The organism is Brucella pituitosa, from assembly GCF_965577835.1.
GTDB classification, from domain to species: Bacteria; Pseudomonadota; Alphaproteobacteria; order Rhizobiales; family Rhizobiaceae; genus Brucella; species Brucella pituitosa.
The window spans coordinates 184,087-204,129 of record NZ_OZ264093.1; the positions used below are offsets into that span (position 1 = coordinate 184,087).

Sequence of the window (20,043 nt, forward strand, 5' to 3'; positions counted from 1 at the left end):
AGCCGCCCAGAATTTCCGTAACGAATTCAGATCGTTCCGAAAACATAGCCACCTTAAAGGGGAGTATTAGCTTTGGCTAGTGCTGATAAGAATGATGCGGCAAAAGAAACCCCAACATCCTATATTCTAGCGTCCAATGTGCTTGTGGCTTGAGCCACGAAGCTTGGCGAGTTTTACCTGCTTTTCGCGCTCGGCAAAACGCGCGCGATCTTCCGGCGTGCGTTCGTCGTAGCAACCAGCGCAGGAAATGCCTTCCTCGAAGAACTGGGAAAGCTTGTCTTCAGCCGTAATCGGACGACGGCAGGCGCGGCAAAGCTCAATATCGCTTTCGGTCAGGCCATGACCAATTGCCACGCGTTCATCGAACACGAAGCATTCACCATTCCACATGCTTTCTTCGCTCGGCACTTCCTCAAGATACTTCAGAATGCCGCCTTTAAGGTGGAACACATCGTCGAAGCCCAAACCTTTGACGAAAGCAGTCGCCTTTTCACAACGAATGCCGCCGGTGCAGAACATGGCGATTTTCTTGCCTTCAAGCTTGTCGCGGTTCTGCTCCACCCATTCCGGAAATTCGCGGAATGTCTTGGTGTTTGGGTCAAGCGCGCCCTCGAACGTACCAATAGCATATTCGTAATCATTGCGCGTATCGACGACGACCGTGTCTTCATCGGCAATCAGCGCGTTCCAATCCTTGGGCGCAATATATGTGCCAACACTTTTCAGCGGATCAATGCCATCGACGCCCATGGTGACGATTTCGCGCTTCAAACGCACCTTCATGCGATAGAACGGCATTTCGCTGGCATGAGAGTATTTGAGTTCCGGATTGGCAAGCTCCGGGATCGACGTGATGTAAGCCACGAGCTTCTCAATCGCTGGCTTTGTTCCTGCAACTGTACCGTTGATGCCTTCCGCCGCCAGCAGCAGCGTCCCCTTGATGCCGTTAGAGCAGCAAAGTTCGGCCAGCGGCTCGCGCAGGCTTTCATATTGCGGCAAACGCGCAAAGCAATAAAGGGCAGCAACAGTAAAAGGCAGATTGCTCATCGTTCGATCTCTTCCAAATTTCCTCCGAACTAGTCCTCGAACGCGGCAAATTCAAGTTATTTATCCCCCTCCTCTCAAGACAAGCGAAAATCCGGCTTCGATAAACACGGTTTGCAAGAGGAGAAACCAGATGTTCGATACAGAAACTTTTGCAGAAATCATCTCATTGGCGAGGCAAGCAGGGATTGAACCGGCAGCCCTGCTGGCGGTGGCAGAGGTGGAAAGTGGTGGCCGTGCGCTTTTTGATATCAATGGCAAAAAGGAACCCGCCATCCGCTTTGAAGGCCATTACTTCGACCGCAGGCTTGCAGGCCGTATTCGCGACCAGGCGCGTAAAGCCGGATTATCAACGCCGGATGCGGGACGCATACGCAATCCCAAGACCCAGCGCGAGCGCTGGCTTTTGCTCGAACGGGCAATGTCAATCCATAAAAAGGCAGCACTTGAATCCACCTCATGGGGGTTAGGACAGGTCATGGGCGCCCATTGGGAATGGCTTAGCTATCGCAACGTTGATGAACTGGTGGCTGAAGCCCGCAGCTCTGTTGGCGGACAGGTCAGGCTGATGTTGAATTTCATCGACAAAGCCGGATTGAAAACGACACTGCAGGAGAAAGACTGGCGCAATTTTGCGCGGCGCTACAACGGGCCAGCCTTCGCCCGTAACCATTATGATACCCGCATGGCAACAGCCTTTGAACGCTGGAACCGCAGCCTCGGCCATATATTGCAAGCGGCATGACGCTACCACGCCGCGCATCGGTTTTGATGTGCGCGGTAGACAAACAAGGCCATGCACTTTAAATCGATTTTAGCCGTTCACTTATCAGCAGAAGAGCAAGCCCATGCCGCAGAAAACCGATCTTCTCGTTCCCGTCCTGCAAGGCCAACCAGTTATTCCGGTATTGCTGATCGACAAGGTCGAGCACGCCGTTCCGCTGGCGCGGGCACTGGCAAAGGGTGGGTTGCCTGCAATCGAAATCACCCTGCGCACGGCTGCAGCACTCGACGCGATCCGCGCGGTCGCATCGGAAGTGCCGGAAGCAATCGTCGGTGCAGGCACTATTCTCAATGCAAAGCACTATGAAGACGCTGCCAAGGCAGGTTCACGTTTCATCGTCAGCCCCGGCGTTACGAAATATATTCTCGCTGCAGCCAACGACAGCGACGTGCCACTGCTGCCAGCAGCGATCACGCCAAGCGAAATGCTGGCGTTGCGCGAAGAAGGCTATACACATCTCAAGTTCTTCCCGGCAGAACAGGCAGGTGGTGCACCATTCCTGAAAGCTCTGTCATCGCCATTGGCCGGAACGATCTTCTGCCCGACTGGCGGCATCAGCCTTTCCAATGCGAAGACTTATCTTTCGCTGCCAAACGTCATCTGCGTAGGCGGCTCATGGGTTGCGCCAAAGGAACTGGTCGAAGCTGGTGATTGGGACGGCATTACCAAGCTCGCAGCAGAAACCGCTGCCTTGAAAGGCTGAATTTAAGAAAGCGAAATAAAAAAGGGGCCTCAAAGGCCCCTTTTCTTTGATCTGTTGGAGGATCAGTTCGTTTCGGTGAACTTTGCCACCGTCAGGAAGGTGACAGCATTGCCACTGAACTGATTGGCGCGTTCGCTTGGCAGGTCGCCACGCTGGAAACCTGCGGTGTAAACCATTGCGGGTGCAGTGCGCATCGCATCGTTACGCAGGACCGGATTGGTCGTTGGGGCGGTCTGCGAAACAGAATCGGATGACATAGCGACAGCAGAGGCTGGCATCGCAGCAGGCTGCACGACAGGACTTGGACGCGCATTTGCTCTGGCTACATGGCGATCACCTTTACCCGAAGAACGGGCGCTGCTTTTCGTTCCATGACCATTGGTTGCAACACGCTGACGCGCTGGAGCAGGAATAGCTCTGGCAACCGAAGCCGTCTTAACAGGCGCAATCTTCGCAGGCTCACGGTTTGCTGACGCTATAGGCTGCGTGTCGAAATCATCTTCCGGCGGCGCAATCAGCTCACCGATTTCATCCTTTTTGGAGAGCAAGGCCAGTTGCGTATTAGCGCGCGGCGCCTCTTTCGGCACAGGATAAGCTGCGGCAGCACCCGGCTGAATTGCATTTCCAGCATCGGCGACAGTCGCTGCACTATCCGGATTGTTATTCACAATCTGAGCGATCGCATCCTGCGGGTTCAGCTCATCACGTTCAGGCCGGGCGCTCGGAACTGCGGCAGCGGCGACCTGCGTAGCCACTTCCTGCTGCGGACGCATGGACGGAATTGGAACAAAACCGGTCATGAGTGGGTTAGGACTAGCGTCAGCGACTTCTTGCATTGTCGCGTCGGCTGGCTGTGCAGCCGCAAGTGCAATCGCATCCTGAGCAGCATTTGCCGGTTTACGAGCCGGGATCGGGACATTGAGGGCAACTACGGGCGCTTGCTCAGCCTGCTGTGGCACTTCAACAGTTGCTTCAGGACGTGGGGCCTGCATTGGTACCGGCGCCTCGCGGGTCGGCAAGGCCGCAATCATAGCTTCCGGCTGCTGCACAGGAGCAGGCGGCGCGACCGCTGGTGCCTGACGAGCAGGTGCAGCCCGGGCAGGACGAACCGTCGCCGGGGCTGGCGCGGCATCATTGCCATTATCTTCTTCTTCGTCAGCACCGCCACCACCGAACAATGCGCCAAACAACGTCTTGCTCTTACGAGGGGCTGAATTGCTGGCCATCATGACGCCACCACCGCCAGCTTTGCGCTTTTCGATCATGGCAAGCGCCTGCTCATAGCCCGGCAATGGCTTGCCATCAGCTGGAAGGTGAGCGGTCTTGCCATCCGGGAACAGAGCCAACAGCTCGCGGCGGCTCATACGTGGCCACGAGCGTACATTGCCCACATCCATGTGGGTGAAAGGCGAGCCGGAACGCGGATAATAGCCAACACCACCGATCTGATAGCGCATCCCGATACCGCGCAGTTTTGCAAGCGGTACACCGGGAATGAAAAAGTCCATAGCGCGACCCAGCGTATGCTGGCTCTTCTTGGCCACACCGCTGGATTTAGAGCGCAGCATGTTGTTGGTCGCAGGCGAACGGTAGGCAGAAACAACTGTGATGTACTGGTTGGAGCCGGTAGAGCGATAAACCTGCCACACAAGGTCGAACAGGCGCGGGTCCATTCTGGTCGGCTCGTTGCGACGCCAGTCGCGCAGGAAGACATTCAGTTTCTTCAAACCATCAGGCAAGAACTTACCGTTCTTTTTGAAGGTGATTTCTGCCTTCTCACCGGTATGGACATAATAGAGCTTCAGCGTACGGGTTTCAGCCGATGCCTGCGACGGCGCAAGTGCCGTAACGACTGCGGCTGCAACCAAAGATGCGGAAACAGAAGAGCGAACCCGAGATACGGAAGCAGACAATCCAGTCTGGCCAGTCTGGCCAGTCCAGCCATTCCAGACTTTCGCCAAGCGCGCTTTAATGGTCGATATCCTGCTCATTGAATTATATCGCCTTACCGTGTTGTCCGCCCAAAGGGCCATATCAGAGCTCGTAGAAACGAATATGCATGAGCCCCGATTGTCGGATTTAATGGTTAATGGACGCTTAGTGAACAACAAATGAGGAAACACCATGGCAAAAAAGACACACAGGCGCATCTATTTTCGTCATGGTAAAGAAACTATTAACAATCTTCGTCGATGCTTACATTCTGGCAACACCGACAGGCAGTGTTCGGTAAATTACTAAATTTCAATAAGTTAATGGTCATTTACCCGTTTATAACACGGCTCTGACCGGTATCATTTTCGTCATCTGCATCGTCATGCCCCTTGCCAGCTATGGATGCCACATCGATGCCATATTCCTTCAATTTTCGGTAAAGTGTGGTCCTTCCGATGCCCAGACGCCGCGCGACCTCGCTGATTTGGCCGTCATAATGCGCGATTGCGAAGCGGATCATTTCCTCTTCGGTGGCCGCAAGCGTGCGAACTTCCCCTTCGAGCGTGATGCCGCTGATCGACCCCGCACTGGAATTTTCTTTGATCCGAACTGGGAGGCTCTCGCCCGACATCGGGTTTAAGGCCGCATTCCTGCCAGAATGAGCCGCACTTCCTTCGCCCATATGACGGAAGTCGCGGACTGTCAGCGCGTGTTCATCGCACAAAAGGACGGCGTGATAGATCGCGTTCTTTAGCTCACGCACATTGCCGGGCCAATCGTAGCTCTTGAGGCTTTCCAAAGCATAGGGCGTAATGCCGGTGATATGCCCAAGTCGCTCTTCGCTGGCAAAATGCATCAGAAACTGATGCACCAGAATCGGAATATCTTCGAGACGATTTCTAAGCGACGGAACTTCAATCGAAAACGATGAAATCAGGTGATAAAGGCCGGGATGAAACCGGCCCATATGCACGAGCTCTGTCACGGAATGACTATTTGACGCAATGACGCGTGTGTCTGCCAAAAGATCGGCGCTGTCACCAGCGGCCGCATATTGCGATGCCTGCATGATTTCAAAGAGGCGAAGCTGCGTGCGATAAGACAGCGCGCTTATCTCATCAAAAAACAACGTTCCGCCCTGCGCCTCTGCGATCTTACCCGCGATCCGGATTGGGGCTTCACCAGAATTGGTCGATCCTGTTCCCGAATGCCCAAACAGCACCTGATCGGCATTGCCTTTTGCGAGAGACCGGCAATCGATAGCAACAAACGGTCCCTGCCAGCGTGTGCCACCGCTGCTGATCGCCCGCGCCAGCGTTTCCTTGCCCGTGCCGACTTCGCCTTCAATGAGCAATGGCGTATCAAGCGGCGTCACGCGACGCGCAAGCATGGCCACTTTCTCCATTTCCGGGCTCTTCGTCACCATTTCGGAAAGCAGGATATGCGACTTCTGCGAAGAACGCGTCCGCTTGAGTTCCTGCGTCAGCGAATCGAGTTTGAAAGCATTGGCGACGGAAACCTGCATCCGCTCGAACACGACAGGCTTGGTCATGAAGTCGACCGCACCCAACCTGATAGCCTGCATGGCTTTTTCGAGGTCGTCGTTCTGTACCAGCACGATGACAGGAATATTGATGCCCGCTTCACGCATTTTTGTAAGAACTGCGCAGCCGTCCATGTCGGGCATGGTCAGATCGAGAAGTATGAGCGCGATGTCTTTACGGTTACTGATGAAACCGAATGCACTTGTGCCGCCATCCGCAAGAATGGTTCTATGCCCCATGCGCAGCACAGCCGTTTCGAGGCTGCGGCGTTGAATCGGATCATCATCCGCTATAAGAATACGCGTACTCATGGGTGCTTCACTACCAGTGGTGTATGTGCCGGAACATCCCAATATTTAGTATGTGTCATATTTCAGGCGCGTCATTTGGAGCATCGTTCCAGATTAATGCAAGCCCAATGCTCAGACATTCACGCATCATCCTCAGAATAGTGTCGCACCTTCGAGCTCAAGCGCGCCCCCTTGGCGTCACGAAAAAGACATGCGAGAAGGGGGCAACAGGAGAATGCCAATGACCAATGCGATGAACCGTTTTTCAAAGCCCACCATGTTTGACGCTGCTCTTCATCTGCCAGCCGGTGACACCGGCGCCGCCAAAAAGCCGGATCTCGGCAAATTGCCGGAATGGAATCTGGCTGACCTTTATCCTTCTGCCGAGAGCGCTGAACTGAAAGCCGATCTCGAAAAAGCTGCAAAAGATGCGGCCAATTTTGAAACCCGCTGGAAGGGCAAACTCGGAGACGAAGCTGCAAAGGCCAATGGCGGCAATTTTGCTGAAGCAATCAAGGAATATGAAGCGCTCAGTGAACTGATGGGCCGCATCGCCTCTTTCGCGGGCCTGTATTATTACGGCGACACGACCGATCCTAAGCGCATGAAGCTTTTCGGCGATGTGCAGCAGAAACTGACAGACGCCAACACGCCGCTCATTTTCTTCAGCCTCGAAATCAACCGCATCGATGATGACGTGCTTGAAAAAGCGATGGCCTCCAATCCGGCCATCGGCCACTACCGCCCATGGCTGGAGGATCTGCGCCTCGACAAGCCATATGAGCTTGAAGACAAGCTCGAACAGCTTTTCCACGAAAAGTCGATCACCGGCTACAGCGCATGGAACCGCCTGTTTGATGAAACCATGTCGAGCCTGCGCTTTGATGTCGATGGCGAAGAACTGGCCATCGAGCAGACCCTCAACATGCTGCAGGATGCAGACGGTGCCGTGCGCAAAAAGGCATCGGAAGCGCTCGCCAAGACTTTTGGCGCAAACCTGCGTACTTTCACGCTGATCACCAATACGCTGGCCAAAGACAAGGAAATCTCCGACCGCTGGCGCGGTTTTCAGGATATTGCCGACAGCCGCCACCTTGCCAATCGCGTCGAGCGCGAAGTGGTCGATGCGCTCAGCAGTGCCGTTGAAAAAGCCTATCCGCGTATTTCGCACCGCTATTATGCGCTGAAAGCCAAGTGGCTCGGCCTTGAAAAGCTGGAAAACTGGGATCGCAATGCGCCGCTGCCGGAAACACCGCAGGCGCTGATCTCATGGGATGAAGCCCGCGAAACCGTACTTTCCGCCTATGGCAATTTCGCACCTGAAATGGCCGAGATCGCCAGGAAGTTCTTCGACAAGAACTGGATCGACGCGCCGGTTCGTCCCGGTAAAGCGCCAGGCGCTTTTGCGCATCCAACTGTGCCTTCCGCCCATCCTTATGTGCTGCTCAACTATATGGGCAAGCCACGCGATGTGATGACCCTCGCCCATGAGCTTGGCCATGGCGTGCATCAGGTTCTGGCTGGAGAACAGGGTGCGCTGATGGCATCCACGCCACTTACACTGGCTGAAACGGCTTCCGTCTTTGGTGAGATGCTCACGTTCCGCTCGCTGCTTGAACGCACCACCAACAAGCGCGAACGCAAGGCCATGCTGGCCCAGAAGGCCGAGGACATGATCAATACGGTCGTGCGCCAGATCGCTTTCTATCAGTTTGAGCGTCGTGTTCACACCGAACGCCGCGAAGGCGAACTGACTTCAGAACGTATCGGTGAAATCTGGATGGATGTTCAACGCGAAAGCCTTGGCGATGCTGTCCATCTCAATCCGGGTTATGAAACCTTCTGGACCTATATTCCGCACTTCATTCATTCGCCGTTCTACGTCTATGCCTATGCTTTCGGCGATTGTCTGGTAAACTCGCTTTATGCCGTCTACCAGAACTCGGAAAAGGGTTTCCAGCAGAAATACTTCGACATGCTGAAGGCCGGTGGCACCAAGCACCACAAAGAATTGCTGGCACCATTTGGCCTTGATGCAACCGATCCGAATTTCTGGAGCAAGGGCCTGTCGGTGGTGGAAGGCATCATCGACGAACTCGAAGCTATGGAAGACTGAGCAAATTCGTGACCCACAAGGGTTTGAATAGGGGTTTGAATAGGCCACACATCCTTTTTCGGGATGACAAAGCGGGTCGTGAAGTTTTCTTCACGACCCCTTCTGCAATCATCCGTGCCGATGAACCGGAAGAATTCGACGCAGCATGGGAAGCGATGCAACGCGCCCATGAAGATGGAAAGTGGCTTGCAGGCTATCTCTCCTATGAGGCCGGATATCTGCTTGAGCCAAAACTGAAGCCGCTCCTGCCTGATGGTCGGAAAGCGCCACTTTTATGCTTTGGTGTCTTTGACGGCCCCGCAGATACGGAACTGCATCATCGTAGCGACGACAACATCACTTTTCTGCGCGAGCCGGTGGCCCAATGGTCTTTTGAGGACTATGCGCCACGGTTCGAACGGCTCCATCAGCATTTACGGGAAGGCGATTGCTATCAGGGTAATCTGACTTTCCCGGTTGATGCTGAGTGGGACGGTGACCCGCTCGTTCTGTTTAACGCGCTCGCAAAGCGCCAGCCGGTTCGCTATGCGACCTATTGCGATCTCGGCGGCCCCATCATCCTGTCCCGCTCGCCGGAACTGTTCTTTGAAGTCAATGATGACGGCTGGATAGAAACACACCCGATGAAGGGCACCATGCCACGCGGCGCGACATCTGAAGAAGATGAAAACAACCGCCAGTTTCTGATGCATGACCCAAAGAATCAGGCGGAAAACCGCATGATTGTCGACCTTTTACGCAATGACATTTCGCTGGTGAGCGAAGTCGGATCGCTCGACGTACCTGAGCTTTTCAGGGTGGAAACCTATCCAACCGTTCATCAGATGATCAGCCGTGTGCGGGCAAAGTTGAAATCCAATGTCTCACTACGCTCGCTCTTTACAGCGCTTTTTCCATGCGGCTCCATCACTGGCGCCCCTAAAATCAGCGCCATGGAAATTCTGCATAAACTGGAGACTGGTCCACGTGACATTTACTGCGGTTCACTGGGTTGGATTGAACCGGGCGGACGGATGCGATTCAATGTCGCCATTCGAACGCTCTCGCTTCACAGCCAAAATCGTGCGATTTTCAATGTCGGGGGCGGTGTGGTCTTCGATTCCACAGCGCAAGCGGAGTATGAGGAATGTCTTCTGAAAGCGCGGTTCGCGACGGGTCAAGTGCCAGCAATGCGCAACCCGATTACCAACTGATCGAAACAATGCGATGGGAGCCGTTATCCGGCATCCTGCGTTGCGGTCTGCACATGGCGCGGCTTGAAAACTCGGCGCGTGAGCTTGGTTTCCATTACAATATGGAGACCGTGCATCAGAAAATTGCAGAAATCGGTGCGGGTGAAAACCCGCTCAAGCTGCGGCTTACACTGGCACCCGACGGACTGGTTACGGTTGCAGCCCTGCCCTATGTGCCACTACAGCCTCAGAGCGTCTGGCGCATTGCCGTTGCACGCACACACCTCGACCATGATGATCCGCTGCTTCGTCACAAGACCACACGTCGCCAGGCCTATATCGCTGCCCGGGAAGAATATTCGACAGCAGAAGTCGATGAGGTCATCCTCCTCAATGATCGTGATGAAGTTTGCGAAGGCACAATCACCTCGATTTTTCTCGATATCGGCGGCACCACTTGCGTCACCCCTGCACTCTCCTGCGGGCTTCTCGACGGTGTTCTGCGACGCGAACTTTTGAACAATGGAGTTGTTCAGGAAGCCGTTGTCACCGTTGATGACCTCAGCCGCGCGCGCAACATTCTTGTCGGCAATTCCTTGCGTGGAATGATCCGCGCGCAACTGGTCACGATGTAAATTCGTTAAACACGTATTCATGTCATAGGCTTGTGACGTTTCTTTCTTTCTATGAACCTGTGCTATCGTGGCAAATTAGCATTGTCCAACTCGTGACAATGCCAAGCGCTGCACCTTGCAGCAGGAGAGAGAAAAAATGGCGAAAGCGAAATGGCCAGTCTATGGCGAAATTACCGGCCCTCTTATCATGATCGGCTTTGGCTCGATCGGGCGCGGTACCCTGCCACTGATCGAACGCCACTTCAAATTCGACAAATCCCGCATGGTCGTTATCGACCCATCGGAGAAGAACCGTAAAATTCTCGATGAGAAGAATATCCGCTTCATCAATGAAGCAATCACCCCTAAAAATTACAAGGACGTGCTTGGCCCGCTTTTGAAGGACGGAGGCGGTCAGCCATTCATCGTCAACCTGTCGATTGATACCGGCTCGCTTGATTTGCTGCGATTTAGCCGCGAACAGGGCGCGCTTTACATCGATACAGTCGTCGAACCTTGGCTGGGCTTTTATTTCGACGAAAAGGCCGACAATGCCTCGCGCACAAACTATGCATTGCGCGAAACTGTACGTGCCGAAAAGCGCAAGCACCCCGGTGGACCGACAGCTGTTTCCTGCTGCGGAGCCAATCCCGGCATGGTTTCCTGGTTTGTGAAGAAAGCGCTGATCGATCTCGCGACCGAACTCAAGCTCGACTTTGAAGAACCTGCGACTGATGATCGTCAGGGCTGGGCCAAACTCATGAAAAAGGCCGGAGTGAAGGGTATTCACATTGCCGAACGCGATACCCAGCGCGCCAAAGAGCCAAAGCCGTTCGATACGTTCTGGAACACCTGGTCCGTCGAAGGTTTCATCGCGGAAGGTTTGCAGCCCGCCGAACTTGGCTGGGGCAGTCATGAAAACTGGAAGCCCAAGAATGCGCGCAAGCAGAAGAAGGGCAACAAGGCAGCAATCTTCCTTGAGCAGCCCGGCGGCAGCACTCGCATTCGTACATGGTGCCCCACGCATGGTGCGCAATTTGGTCTGCTCGTAACGCACAATGAAGCCATTTCGATCGCGGATTTCTTCACTGTTCGCAACAAGAAGGGCAAGCTCGAGTACCGCCCGACCTGCAACTATGCCTATCACCCTTGCAACGACGCCATCCTGTCACTGGATGAAATGTTTGGTGCCAATGGCAAGGCACAGCCAGCACAGCATGTGTTGGACGAATCTGAAATCCTCGACGGCTCGGATGAGCTTGGCGTACTGCTCTATGGTCACGACAAGAATGCCTACTGGTACGGCTCGCAGCTGAGCGTCGAAGAAGCACGCAAACTTGCTCCTTACCAGAATGCAACGGGATTGCAGGTCTCATCCTCAGTGCTGGCCGGCATGGTCTGGGCGCTGGAAAATCCTGAGAGCGGTATCGTTGAAACTGACGAAATCGATTACCGCCGCTGCCTCGAAGTGCAGTTGCCTTATCTCGGCCCGGTCAAAGGCTATTACACCGACTGGACGCCGCTTGAAGGTCGTGGCAAGCTGTTTGAAGAAGATATCGACACCAAGGACCCTTGGCAGTTTCGCAACATTCTGGTGCGCTAATCGCAAAGACCAATCATTGGTCTTTGGTTAAGTCCGGGTGGCAATTGAACTTTTTCAAGGCTGATGCGTCAGCATCTCAACGCCTTGATATGAAATAGCCAGATTGCCCGGCCATGGTCGGGTAATCGCGAATGCGGCAGTTTCGCAACATTCCTGCTATCCTCTTCAAAGGGGCTTGTATTCGTGTAAATTTCCATCCATCACACGGTAAACACTCGAACGGAGAAGATGGACATGAAACGCTTCCGCATCATTGGCTCTACGGCAATCGTATCGCTCGCGCTTGCAGGATGTGTTGCTACCGGCCCTGGCGGTGGTGGCAATGTCCCTGTCGTTAATCGTGCGCCATCCGGTATCGACGGCAAATGGGTCGATCCTAACGGCATCGTGTCGTCCTTCAATGGCGGCATTTTTGAAACCCGCTCAACCGACACCAATGAAAAGCTGGCAGAAGGTAACTACCGTTACCAGTCGCCTCAGCTTGTTGAGATCGATATGCGTTCGATCGTACGTGGCACCTCTTCACGCGTGAATTGTGCGCTCGTTTCACAGAACCAGCTCAACTGCACGTCGTCGGCAGGCTCGCGCTTCTCGCTGACCCGCCGCGCTTAAAATACGCCAAAACAGCATTCCAAACGGCATACGCTTTTAGCGTGTGCCGTTTTTTTATGGGTTGTTTGATCGATTACCCGACAATTCGACTGTCGCCCCTATTGTTAGGATTGTAATTTGCCTGTTTTTGTCTAGTTTTCCGGCAAAGCAGGAGACGGAATATGAGTGAGACGGAAAAAGTGACCGCCAATCTGAGCACCAGCGGAATAAAGCAACCTAAAGTGGGTGTTCTGCTTGTTAATCTCGGCACGCCCGATGGTACAAGCTACGCTCCGATGCGGCGTTATCTGGCTGAGTTCCTTTCCGACCGTCGTGTCATCGAATGGCCGCGCCTTTTGTGGTATCCGATCCTCTACGGCATCGTGCTCAACACACGCCCAAAGCGTTCCGGCGCGCTCTATGACCGTATCTGGAACCGCGAGAAGAATGAATCGCCCTTACGCACCTATACCCGTGCACAAGGCGAAAAACTCGCCGTTGCGCTCAAAGATCATCCGAACGTCATCGTGGACTGGGCCATGCGTTATGGCCAGCCTTCGATTGAAGAAGTGACGGATCGCCTGTTGAAGCAGGGTTGCGAACGCATCGTCATGTTCCCGCTCTATCCGCAATATTCAGCGACCACCACGGCCACGGTGAATGACAAATTCTTCGAAGTGCTGATGAAAAAGCGCTTTATGCCAGCGGTCCGCACGATCCCTTCCTATGAAGTGGAACCTGTCTATATTGAGGCGCTTGCGCGCTCGATTGAGAAGCATCTTGCGACGCTCGATTTCAAGCCGGAAGTGATCCTCGCTTCCTATCACGGCATCCCCAAAAGCTATTCGGACAAGGGCGACCCTTATCGCTCTCAATGTCTTGAAACATCACGGCTTTTGCGTGCGCGCCTCGGCATGGATGACAAACAGTTCCGCTCCACCTTCCAGTCTCGTTTCGGCCCGGAAGAATGGCTCCAGCCTTATACGGACGAGACACTGGAAGAATTAGCCAAGCAGGGCGTCAAGTCAGTTGCCGTACTCAATCCCGGCTTTGTGGTAGACTGCCTGGAAACCGTCGACGAAATCGGTCACGAAGCGGCTGAGGCTTTCCACGAGGCCGGCGGCGAGAATTTCAGCCACATTCCATGCCTCAACGATAGCGAAGAAGGCATGAAAGTTATTGAGACGCTCGTTCGCCGCGAGTTGCAGGGTTGGGTCTAAGGCCATGGCGCAAAGGGGCATCATATTCGCCCTGCCCCCACTGCCTTACCGCCTTTACTAAGGGGACTACATAATGACTGGCTTTGATATCACGCTACTGATTTTGGCCGCACTTGTTCTGGCAACGCTATTTGCCGGGATCAAGACTGTGCCGCAGGGTTATAACTACACCGTGGAGCGCTTTGGCCGTTACACCCGCACTCTTATGCCTGGCCTCAATCTGATCGTTCCATTCTTCGACAGGATCGGCGCACGGCTTAATATGATGGAGCAGGTGCTTGACGTTCCTACACAGGAAGTTATCACCCGCGACAACGCCATCGTCGGTGTTGACGGTGTCGCCTTTTATCAGGTGCTGAACGCGGCTCAGGCCGCCTATCAGGTTTCCAACCTGCAATATGCAATCCTGAACCTCACCATGACCAACATCCGTACCGTCATGGGTTCGATGGACCTTGATGAACTGCTCTCCAACCGCGATGCCATCAACGATCGTCTGTTGCGTGTTGTCGATGAAGCCGCGCATCCATGGGGCCTCAAGATGACCCGCGTGGAAATCAAGGACATCAATCCACCTGCAGACATCGTCACTTCCATGGCACGCCAGATGAAGGCTGAGCGCGACAAACGTGCGCAGGTTCTGGAAGCGGAAGGCGACCGCAATGCACAAATTCTGCGTGCGGAAGGCCAGAAGCAATCGCAGATTCTGGAAGCAGAAGGCAAGCTTGAAGCCGCCAAGCGCGAAGCAGAAGCCCGTGAACGTCTGGCCGAAGCGGAAGCCAAGGCAACCACACTCGTTTCTGACGCCGTGTCTGCCGGTAACGTTCAGGCGCTCAATTACTTCGTGGCGCAAAAATACACCGAAGCGCTCGGCAACATTGCCAGCGCCAAGAACCAGAAAGTGGTTCTCATGCCGCTTGAAGCAAGTTCGCTGATCGGTTCGCTGGCTGGTATTGGTGCAATTGCCAAAGAAGTTTTTGGCGATAGCAGCTCCACGGTTGAGCCAACCCCGACTACACCAAACCCGCGCACCCGCAGCGTACCCACCACCAATCGTTAAAGAGGCAGGGCGTCATGATCATTCATTTCCTGTCACAGCTTGGGCTTTGGGGCTGGTTCGTTCTAGGACTTGTCCTGCTCATCCTGGAAATTATGGCGCCCGGCTTCTTCTTCATCTGGTTTGGCCTTGCAGCCCTTGTCACGGGCGGCCTCGCCTTCCTGCTCGGCTCATTAATCGGTTTTGGCTGGCAAGTGCAGACCGTGCTGTTTCTGGTTCTCGCCATTGCGTTCGTGCTGGCGGGCCGTCGCTTTTTCGGCGTCAACGATCAGCAGGACGAGCCGTTGCTCAACCGTCGAGGAGAGCAGCTTGTCGGGCAGCGCGCCACTTTGAATGAGCCTATCGTCAACGGGCGCGGACGTATCCATATCAACGACACAACATGGCGCATCAAAGGCCCCGACCTCCCTGCAGGCACGGAAGTGCGTGTGGTGTCCTTTGACCCAATCACTCTGGAAGTAGAAGTGGAAGTATAGGTGGCTTGTAGGGAATAAGCGTTCTTAAAACCCTATCCCCCTGATCCTATTCTATGCCTCAGGCAACCCCAATGCGCAGCAGATCGTGGAAATGCACGAGGCCGATCGGTCGATCGTCCTCAACCACGATCAATGCCCCGATATGTTTCTCATTGAGGATGCTCAAAGCAGCGCTGGCGAGCAGATTCTGATCTACCGTCTTGGGCTTGCGTGTCATGATATCATCGACAGCAAGTTCAGACAGATTACGGCTCAGATTACGTGAAATATCACCGTCCGTGATAATTCCAGCCAATGTGCCATCGTCATTGACGACAATCACGCAGCCGAAGCTCTTCTGAGCCTGAACCTTCATGGCATCCGGCATCAATGTGCCCGCCCTGACCAGCGGCAGACGTTCACCCCTATGCATGATCTCGCGAACATGGGTAAGGCTCGCACCAAGCGAACCGCCTGGATGGAAAGTCTTGAAATCTGTCGGGCTGAAGCCACGCGCTTCCAGAAGAGCGATTGCAAGCGCATCGCCAATAGCAAGCTGCATCATTGTCGATGTCGTAGGCGCTAACCCATGCGGACAGGCTTCCTGTGCCTTTGGCAGAATCAAAGCGATGCTTGCTGCCCTTCCAAGGGCCGATTCTTCGCCTGCCGTAATAGCAATCAGCGGAATGCGGAAGCGCTGCGAATAATTGACAATACCTTTGAGTTCAGCCGTTTCACCCGACCATGAAAGGGCGAGGATCACATCATCGCAGCCGACCATGCCAAGATCGCCATGATTGGCTTCAGCAGAATGCACAAAGAAGGCCGATGTTCCGGTTGAGGCAAAAGTCGCTGCAAGCTTGGTGCCGATATGGCCACTTTTGCCAACGCCCGTAACAACCAGCCGGCCTTTTGAAGCAACAATCGTCCTGACTGCTTCTGCGAATGGAGCCGAAAGGCCATTATTCAAGGCTTCTTCAAGCGCCACAAGGCCAGCATTTTCGGTCTTGATCGTGCGCAGAGCCGAGGCAATCAAATCCTCCGCGCGTGCGGTTTCATTTGTGGTGTCGAGCTTTGTCATATCGGACTGGGTCATGGCGCACAGGGTTAGCGCCTTAAAAGCCGGTTGTCCAAGCATTTGTTGCCGCACAATCCAGGCACTTCGAAAGCAATAATTAGTAAACAATTAACCATGTCCGTTTACCGTTCAATTACCACGTTGCAACGGTTTGAAGACAATATGCTTTTTGCCAATTCCTCATCCGGCGGATCATCGCCTTTTGCCCGCAGGTTGAGATGCCTGTTGCTGGCAGGGTGCGCCTTGGCAATCAGTCACTCGCCAGCCTTTTCTCAGGATGCCCAGCTGCGCGGCAGTGTGGATGAAGATAACCTCTCCGTTTCTTCACCTGACCAGACCGCCAATAGCGATACTGATCCGACAGATCCGAATGCGCCCGCATCAGTTGATTTCGCAGATAGTTCCTACACGCCGCCTGCCGACAGCACTTCCCAGTCACAGCCTACCGAACCGGCGCAGGCAGCACCAACTGTGGAGGAGGACGCTCAGCCCTTCCTTTCGACAGACAACATGCGCGTTGGTGCGATCACAACTGAAGATCAGGATGACACTGGTCGCGTACGTCGCGAAAACCTTCCCGCCATTCCTGAACAGGGTCGCCGCGCCACACCGGAAGCTGATCCCTTTGCGCCACTAGGCGTTCGCGTAGGCTCATTCATGCTGCGTCCGACGCTTGAGCAAGGCATTCGCGCTACAACGAATGGCGATAACAGTTCGACCGGCTCGAGCGCCATCCTCTCGGAAACGACGCTGCGCCTCAATGCAGAATCCGATTGGGGACGCCATCAGGCAACATTGGATGCCTCAGGCACACTCAGCAAATCGATTTCCGGCCAGGACGTGTCGGAACCACGCGCCGATATTCAGGGCAACCTGCGCTTTGATCTCAGTGACCAGACAACCATCAATGCCGGTGCCGGCTACAAACTGCGCCGCGAAAGTGCATCAAGTCCCAACGGCGTAACCGATGCTCTCAAACGCCCGCTTGTTCACACCCTCAATGGCAGCCTTGGCATCGAACGCGACACTGGCCTGCTTTTCGGTCGCGCAACGGGCCGCGTCGAGCATGAAATCTATGGCGATGCAGAACTGTCTTCAGGCGGCACTGTCAGCCAGAAAGATCGCGATAACACCTATGCCAGCATAACACTGCGTGGTGGTTTTGCCATTTCACCCGCACTCAAGCCTTTTGCCGAAGTTGAACTGGGCCAGCGCATGTTCGATGAGCGGGTGGACAGCAACGGTTATGAGCGCAGCGGCTCGCAATATGCGGTGCGTGGTGGCCTGATGTTTGATCGCGGAGAAAAATTCAACGGTGAATTCTCCGCTGGCTTCATGCGCGCCAATAGTGATGATTCCCGTCTGAGCGATGTCAGTGGACCATCACTTGCAGCTGCCATCAACTGGTCGCCGCTACGCGGAACCGATATGCAGCTCTATGCACAAACCATGGTCGACACCTCGACAACACCCGGCGTTTCCGGCGCGCTTCTGCATTTTGCGAGCCTCGAGGTCACGCGGCGCGTGCGCTCGGATCTGAGCCTCAACGGTAAGCTCGACCTCAATGTCCGTGACAATAAGGATGGCACCGGAACCGACTACACAATCGGGGCGCAGATCGGTGGAACATATTGGATCAATCGCTATGTCGGCATTGACGCGCGACTGCGTCATGAATTCCAGACCAGCCAAATCTCGGATCGAGAATATCGCGCCAACAGTGTCTATGTCGGCATGAAAGTGCAGCGTTAAACCAAACAAGAAAAAGGACGGCTTTCGCCGTCCTTCTTATTTTCAGTCCCACTGAGGGGCTAGCCCATCCGGACTGACAATACGGCCATCGGGTTTGACAAGCGCGTGGATTGCCTGCATTTCGGTCTCACTTAATGCAAAGTCGAAAATGGCCAGGTTTTCCAGAATTCGTGCCTCACTAACTGTTTTGGATAGTGCAATCACATTATCCTGCTGTACCAGCCAGCGAAGAACCACCTGCGCAACCGACTTGCCGTGGGCTGCGGCGATATCCTTGAGAACCGCATCGCTGAACACTTTTCCGTCGGCCATCGCATAATAACCAGTGATCGACATGCCAGCCGCATGAGCTGCTTCAATCACGCTGCGCTGGCTCAAATATGGATGATATTCGATTTGGTTCGTCACCAGCGGCAGATCGGAAAGCGCCTTTGCTTCTGCCATCAATGCCGTGTTGAAGTTCGACACACCAATGTGACGAACCTTGCCAGCTTTTGCCACTTCATTCAGTGCACCGATCTGTTCGGCAAGCGACACAGCTTCATTCGGCCAATGCAGAAGCAGCAGATCGACATACTCGGTCTTAAGCTTGGTAAGGCTTTCATCGACAGATGCGATGAAAGCATCATGCTTATAATTATCTACCCAGACTTTTGTGGTCAGAAAGATGTCGCCACGCTGAACGCCGGAAGTCGCAATTGCTTCACCGACCTCGGCTTCATTGCCATAAATCTGCGCGGTATCGACATGGCGAAAACCAGCCTTGAGCGCGTAAGGGACGATGCGAAGCACATCTTCGCCGGGCATACGGAAAGTGCCAAGGCCAAGGGCGGGAATGGAGGCACTATTTGTTGTTACGTTATGCATGCTAGTTCCTTTGATTTTATGCGGTAGCGACACGGGTTTCGGTACGGCGATCAAGCACGCCGCTTAGGACTGTGAGAACCAGAGCGCCACCGACGAGAATTGCACCGACCCAAGGGGTTGCGATGAGACCAAGCTGGCTTTCAACGACCACACCACCGAGCCAGGCGCCGAGCGCAATACCGAGATTAAAGGCTGCAATATTGAGCGCGGAGGCGACATCGACAGCGCCCGGACGGTATTCCTTGGCGAGCTGTACGACATAGAGCTGCAGGCCGGGTACATTCGCGAATTGCAGGAAGCCAAGCGCTGCAAGTGTGATCAGTGTGAAGAATGGCGACACCGCACTGAAGCTGAACAGCACAAGCACAATGGCCTGCAACACGAACAGCACCGTCAGGGCACGAACTGGATTGTCGTTAGAAATGCGGCCACCAACGATGTTGCCAATAGCGATCGCAATGCCATAGAGCACCAGAATGTAGCTGACGGATCCTTCCGCAAAGCCGGTAATGTCCTGCAGGATCGGTGTGAGATAGGTGAAGGCAACGAAAGTGCCACCATAACCGAGCGCTGTCATACCATAGACGATCAGCAGGCGTCCGGAGCCAAGCACACGCAACTGATCCATGAGCGATGCAGGTTCAGCCTTTTGAAGGCTGCGCGGCAGGAGAGCAGCAATACCGACAAGTGCGACGAGGCCGATTGCCGAGACAGCCCAGAAGGTTGCGCGCCAGCCGAAATTCTGACCAATCCAGGTACCAAGCGGCACGCCGGTTACGATTGCAACCGTCAGGCCCATGAACATCATGGCGATGGCAGAACCGCGTTTGTTTTCAGGCACGAGATCGGCGGCAATCGTTGCACCGACCGAGAAGAAGACGCCATGGGCAAAGGCCGAAAGCACACGTCCAATCATGAGGATTTCATAGCTTGGTGCTGAGGCTGCCACCATATTGCCTGCAATGAACAGCGCCATGAGGCCAAGCAACAATGGCTTGCGTTCAAGACGACCGGTCAGAGCAGTGAGGATAGGAGCGCCGAAGGTAACGCCAAGCGCATAAACGCTGACGATCAGTCCGGCGAGTGGAAGAGTAATATGCAAATCCGAAGCAACCGTCGGCAGGAGACCAACGATCACAAATTCGGTTGTCCCGATCGCATAGGCCGCGATCGTAAGAGCGATAAGAGCGACAGGCATGGCAGGAGTTCCTGTTGTTT

17 protein-coding genes are annotated in these 20,043 nt (G+C 54.4%); 11 read left to right on the forward strand and 6 right to left on the reverse strand.

What is annotated here, in order from left to right; all coding sequences use genetic code 11:
- Positions 1–126: 126 nt before the first annotated feature.
- Positions 127–1,047, reverse strand: coding sequence for a rhodanese-related sulfurtransferase (locus tag ACSME1_RS12215; protein WP_024895947.1), 921 nt, complete (start codon positions 1,045–1,047; stop codon positions 127–129).
- Positions 1,048–1,177: 130 nt separating this feature from the next.
- On the opposite strand from ACSME1_RS12215, the gene ACSME1_RS12220 reads away from it, so the two are divergent.
- Entirely contained in the window at positions 1,178–1,789 is a 612-nt protein-coding gene (locus ACSME1_RS12220) for an N-acetylmuramidase family protein (RefSeq protein ID WP_024895948.1), read from the forward strand.
- A 103-nt stretch (positions 1,790–1,892) separates the two neighbouring features.
- Entirely contained in the window at positions 1,893–2,531 is a 639-nt protein-coding gene (locus ACSME1_RS12225; RefSeq protein ID WP_024895949.1) for a 2-dehydro-3-deoxy-phosphogluconate aldolase, read from the forward strand.
- A gap of 62 nt (positions 2,532–2,593) precedes the next feature.
- On the opposite strand, the gene ACSME1_RS12230 is transcribed toward ACSME1_RS12225, so the two are convergent.
- Both ACSME1_RS12230 and ACSME1_RS12235 read right to left on the reverse strand, forming a co-directional pair.
- Positions 2,594–4,522 carry a DUF882 domain-containing protein gene (locus tag ACSME1_RS12230; protein ID WP_024895950.1) on the reverse strand — a complete coding sequence of 643 codons (1,929 nt, stop codon included), beginning with the start codon at positions 4,520–4,522 and terminating at the stop codon, positions 2,594–2,596.
- A 272-nt stretch (positions 4,523–4,794) separates the two neighbouring features.
- On the reverse strand, positions 4,795–6,321 hold the full coding sequence (locus tag ACSME1_RS12235; RefSeq protein WP_024895951.1) for a sigma-54-dependent transcriptional regulator: 1,527 nt from the start codon (positions 6,319–6,321) through the stop codon (positions 4,795–4,797).
- A 232-nt stretch (positions 6,322–6,553) separates the two neighbouring features.
- Here ACSME1_RS12235 and ACSME1_RS12240 point away from each other — a divergent pair, with 232 nt between their 5' ends.
- From ACSME1_RS12240 to ACSME1_RS12275, 8 genes are all read left to right on the forward strand, one after another.
- Positions 6,554–8,416, forward strand: coding sequence for a M3 family oligoendopeptidase (locus tag ACSME1_RS12240; RefSeq protein ID WP_100558039.1), 1,863 nt, complete (start codon positions 6,554–6,556; stop codon positions 8,414–8,416).
- Between the two features lie 35 nt (positions 8,417–8,451).
- Complete coding sequence (locus tag ACSME1_RS12245; RefSeq protein WP_425427566.1) at positions 8,452–9,609, forward strand: aminodeoxychorismate synthase component I; 1,158 nt, start codon at positions 8,452–8,454, stop codon at positions 9,607–9,609.
- Positions 9,543–10,223 (forward strand): aminotransferase class IV family protein, encoded by a 681-nt coding sequence (locus ACSME1_RS12250; RefSeq protein WP_036566636.1) that lies wholly within the window; start codon positions 9,543–9,545, stop codon positions 10,221–10,223. Before ACSME1_RS12245 ends, ACSME1_RS12250 begins: the two co-directional genes overlap by 67 nt.
- Positions 10,224–10,359: 136 nt before the next feature.
- Positions 10,360–11,805 carry a homospermidine synthase gene (locus ACSME1_RS12255; protein ID WP_024895955.1) on the forward strand — a complete coding sequence of 482 codons (1,446 nt, stop codon included), beginning with the start codon at positions 10,360–10,362 and terminating at the stop codon, positions 11,803–11,805.
- Positions 11,806–12,039: 234 nt separating this feature from the next.
- Positions 12,040–12,417, forward strand: a complete 378-nt coding sequence (gene omp10, locus ACSME1_RS12260; protein WP_024895956.1) for an outer membrane lipoprotein Omp10 — start codon at positions 12,040–12,042, stop codon at positions 12,415–12,417.
- 161 nt (positions 12,418–12,578) lie between these two features.
- Positions 12,579–13,616 (forward strand): ferrochelatase, encoded by a 1,038-nt coding sequence (hemH, locus tag ACSME1_RS12265; protein ID WP_024895957.1) that lies wholly within the window; start codon positions 12,579–12,581, stop codon positions 13,614–13,616.
- A 73-nt stretch (positions 13,617–13,689) separates the two neighbouring features.
- The gene (locus ACSME1_RS12270) at positions 13,690–14,676 is read left to right on the forward strand and encodes an SPFH domain-containing protein (RefSeq protein ID WP_024895958.1); all 987 of its coding nucleotides are present in this window, start codon (positions 13,690–13,692) and stop codon (positions 14,674–14,676) included.
- 14 nt (positions 14,677–14,690) lie between these two features.
- Positions 14,691–15,149, forward strand: a complete 459-nt coding sequence (locus ACSME1_RS12275; protein WP_024895959.1) for an NfeD family protein — start codon at positions 14,691–14,693, stop codon at positions 15,147–15,149.
- A gap of 58 nt (positions 15,150–15,207) precedes the next feature.
- On the opposite strand, the gene ACSME1_RS12280 is transcribed toward ACSME1_RS12275, so the two are convergent.
- Entirely contained in the window at positions 15,208–16,209 is a 1,002-nt protein-coding gene (locus ACSME1_RS12280) for a KpsF/GutQ family sugar-phosphate isomerase (RefSeq protein WP_024895960.1), read from the reverse strand.
- Positions 16,210–16,368: 159 nt separating this feature from the next.
- On the opposite strand from ACSME1_RS12280, the gene ACSME1_RS12285 reads away from it, so the two are divergent.
- Positions 16,369–17,958 carry an outer membrane beta-barrel protein gene (locus tag ACSME1_RS12285; RefSeq protein WP_105534779.1) on the forward strand — a complete coding sequence of 530 codons (1,590 nt, stop codon included), beginning with the start codon at positions 16,369–16,371 and terminating at the stop codon, positions 17,956–17,958.
- A gap of 42 nt (positions 17,959–18,000) precedes the next feature.
- Here the strand turns inward: ACSME1_RS12285 and ACSME1_RS12290 are convergent, their stop codons facing one another.
- Positions 18,001–18,825, reverse strand: coding sequence for an aldo/keto reductase (locus tag ACSME1_RS12290; protein WP_024895962.1), 825 nt, complete (start codon positions 18,823–18,825; stop codon positions 18,001–18,003).
- Positions 18,826–18,841: 16 nt separating this feature from the next.
- A complete protein-coding gene (locus ACSME1_RS12295) occupies positions 18,842–20,023 on the reverse strand; it encodes an MFS transporter (protein WP_024895963.1) in 1,182 nt (393 codons plus the stop codon).
- Positions 20,024–20,043: the final 20 nt, after the last annotated feature.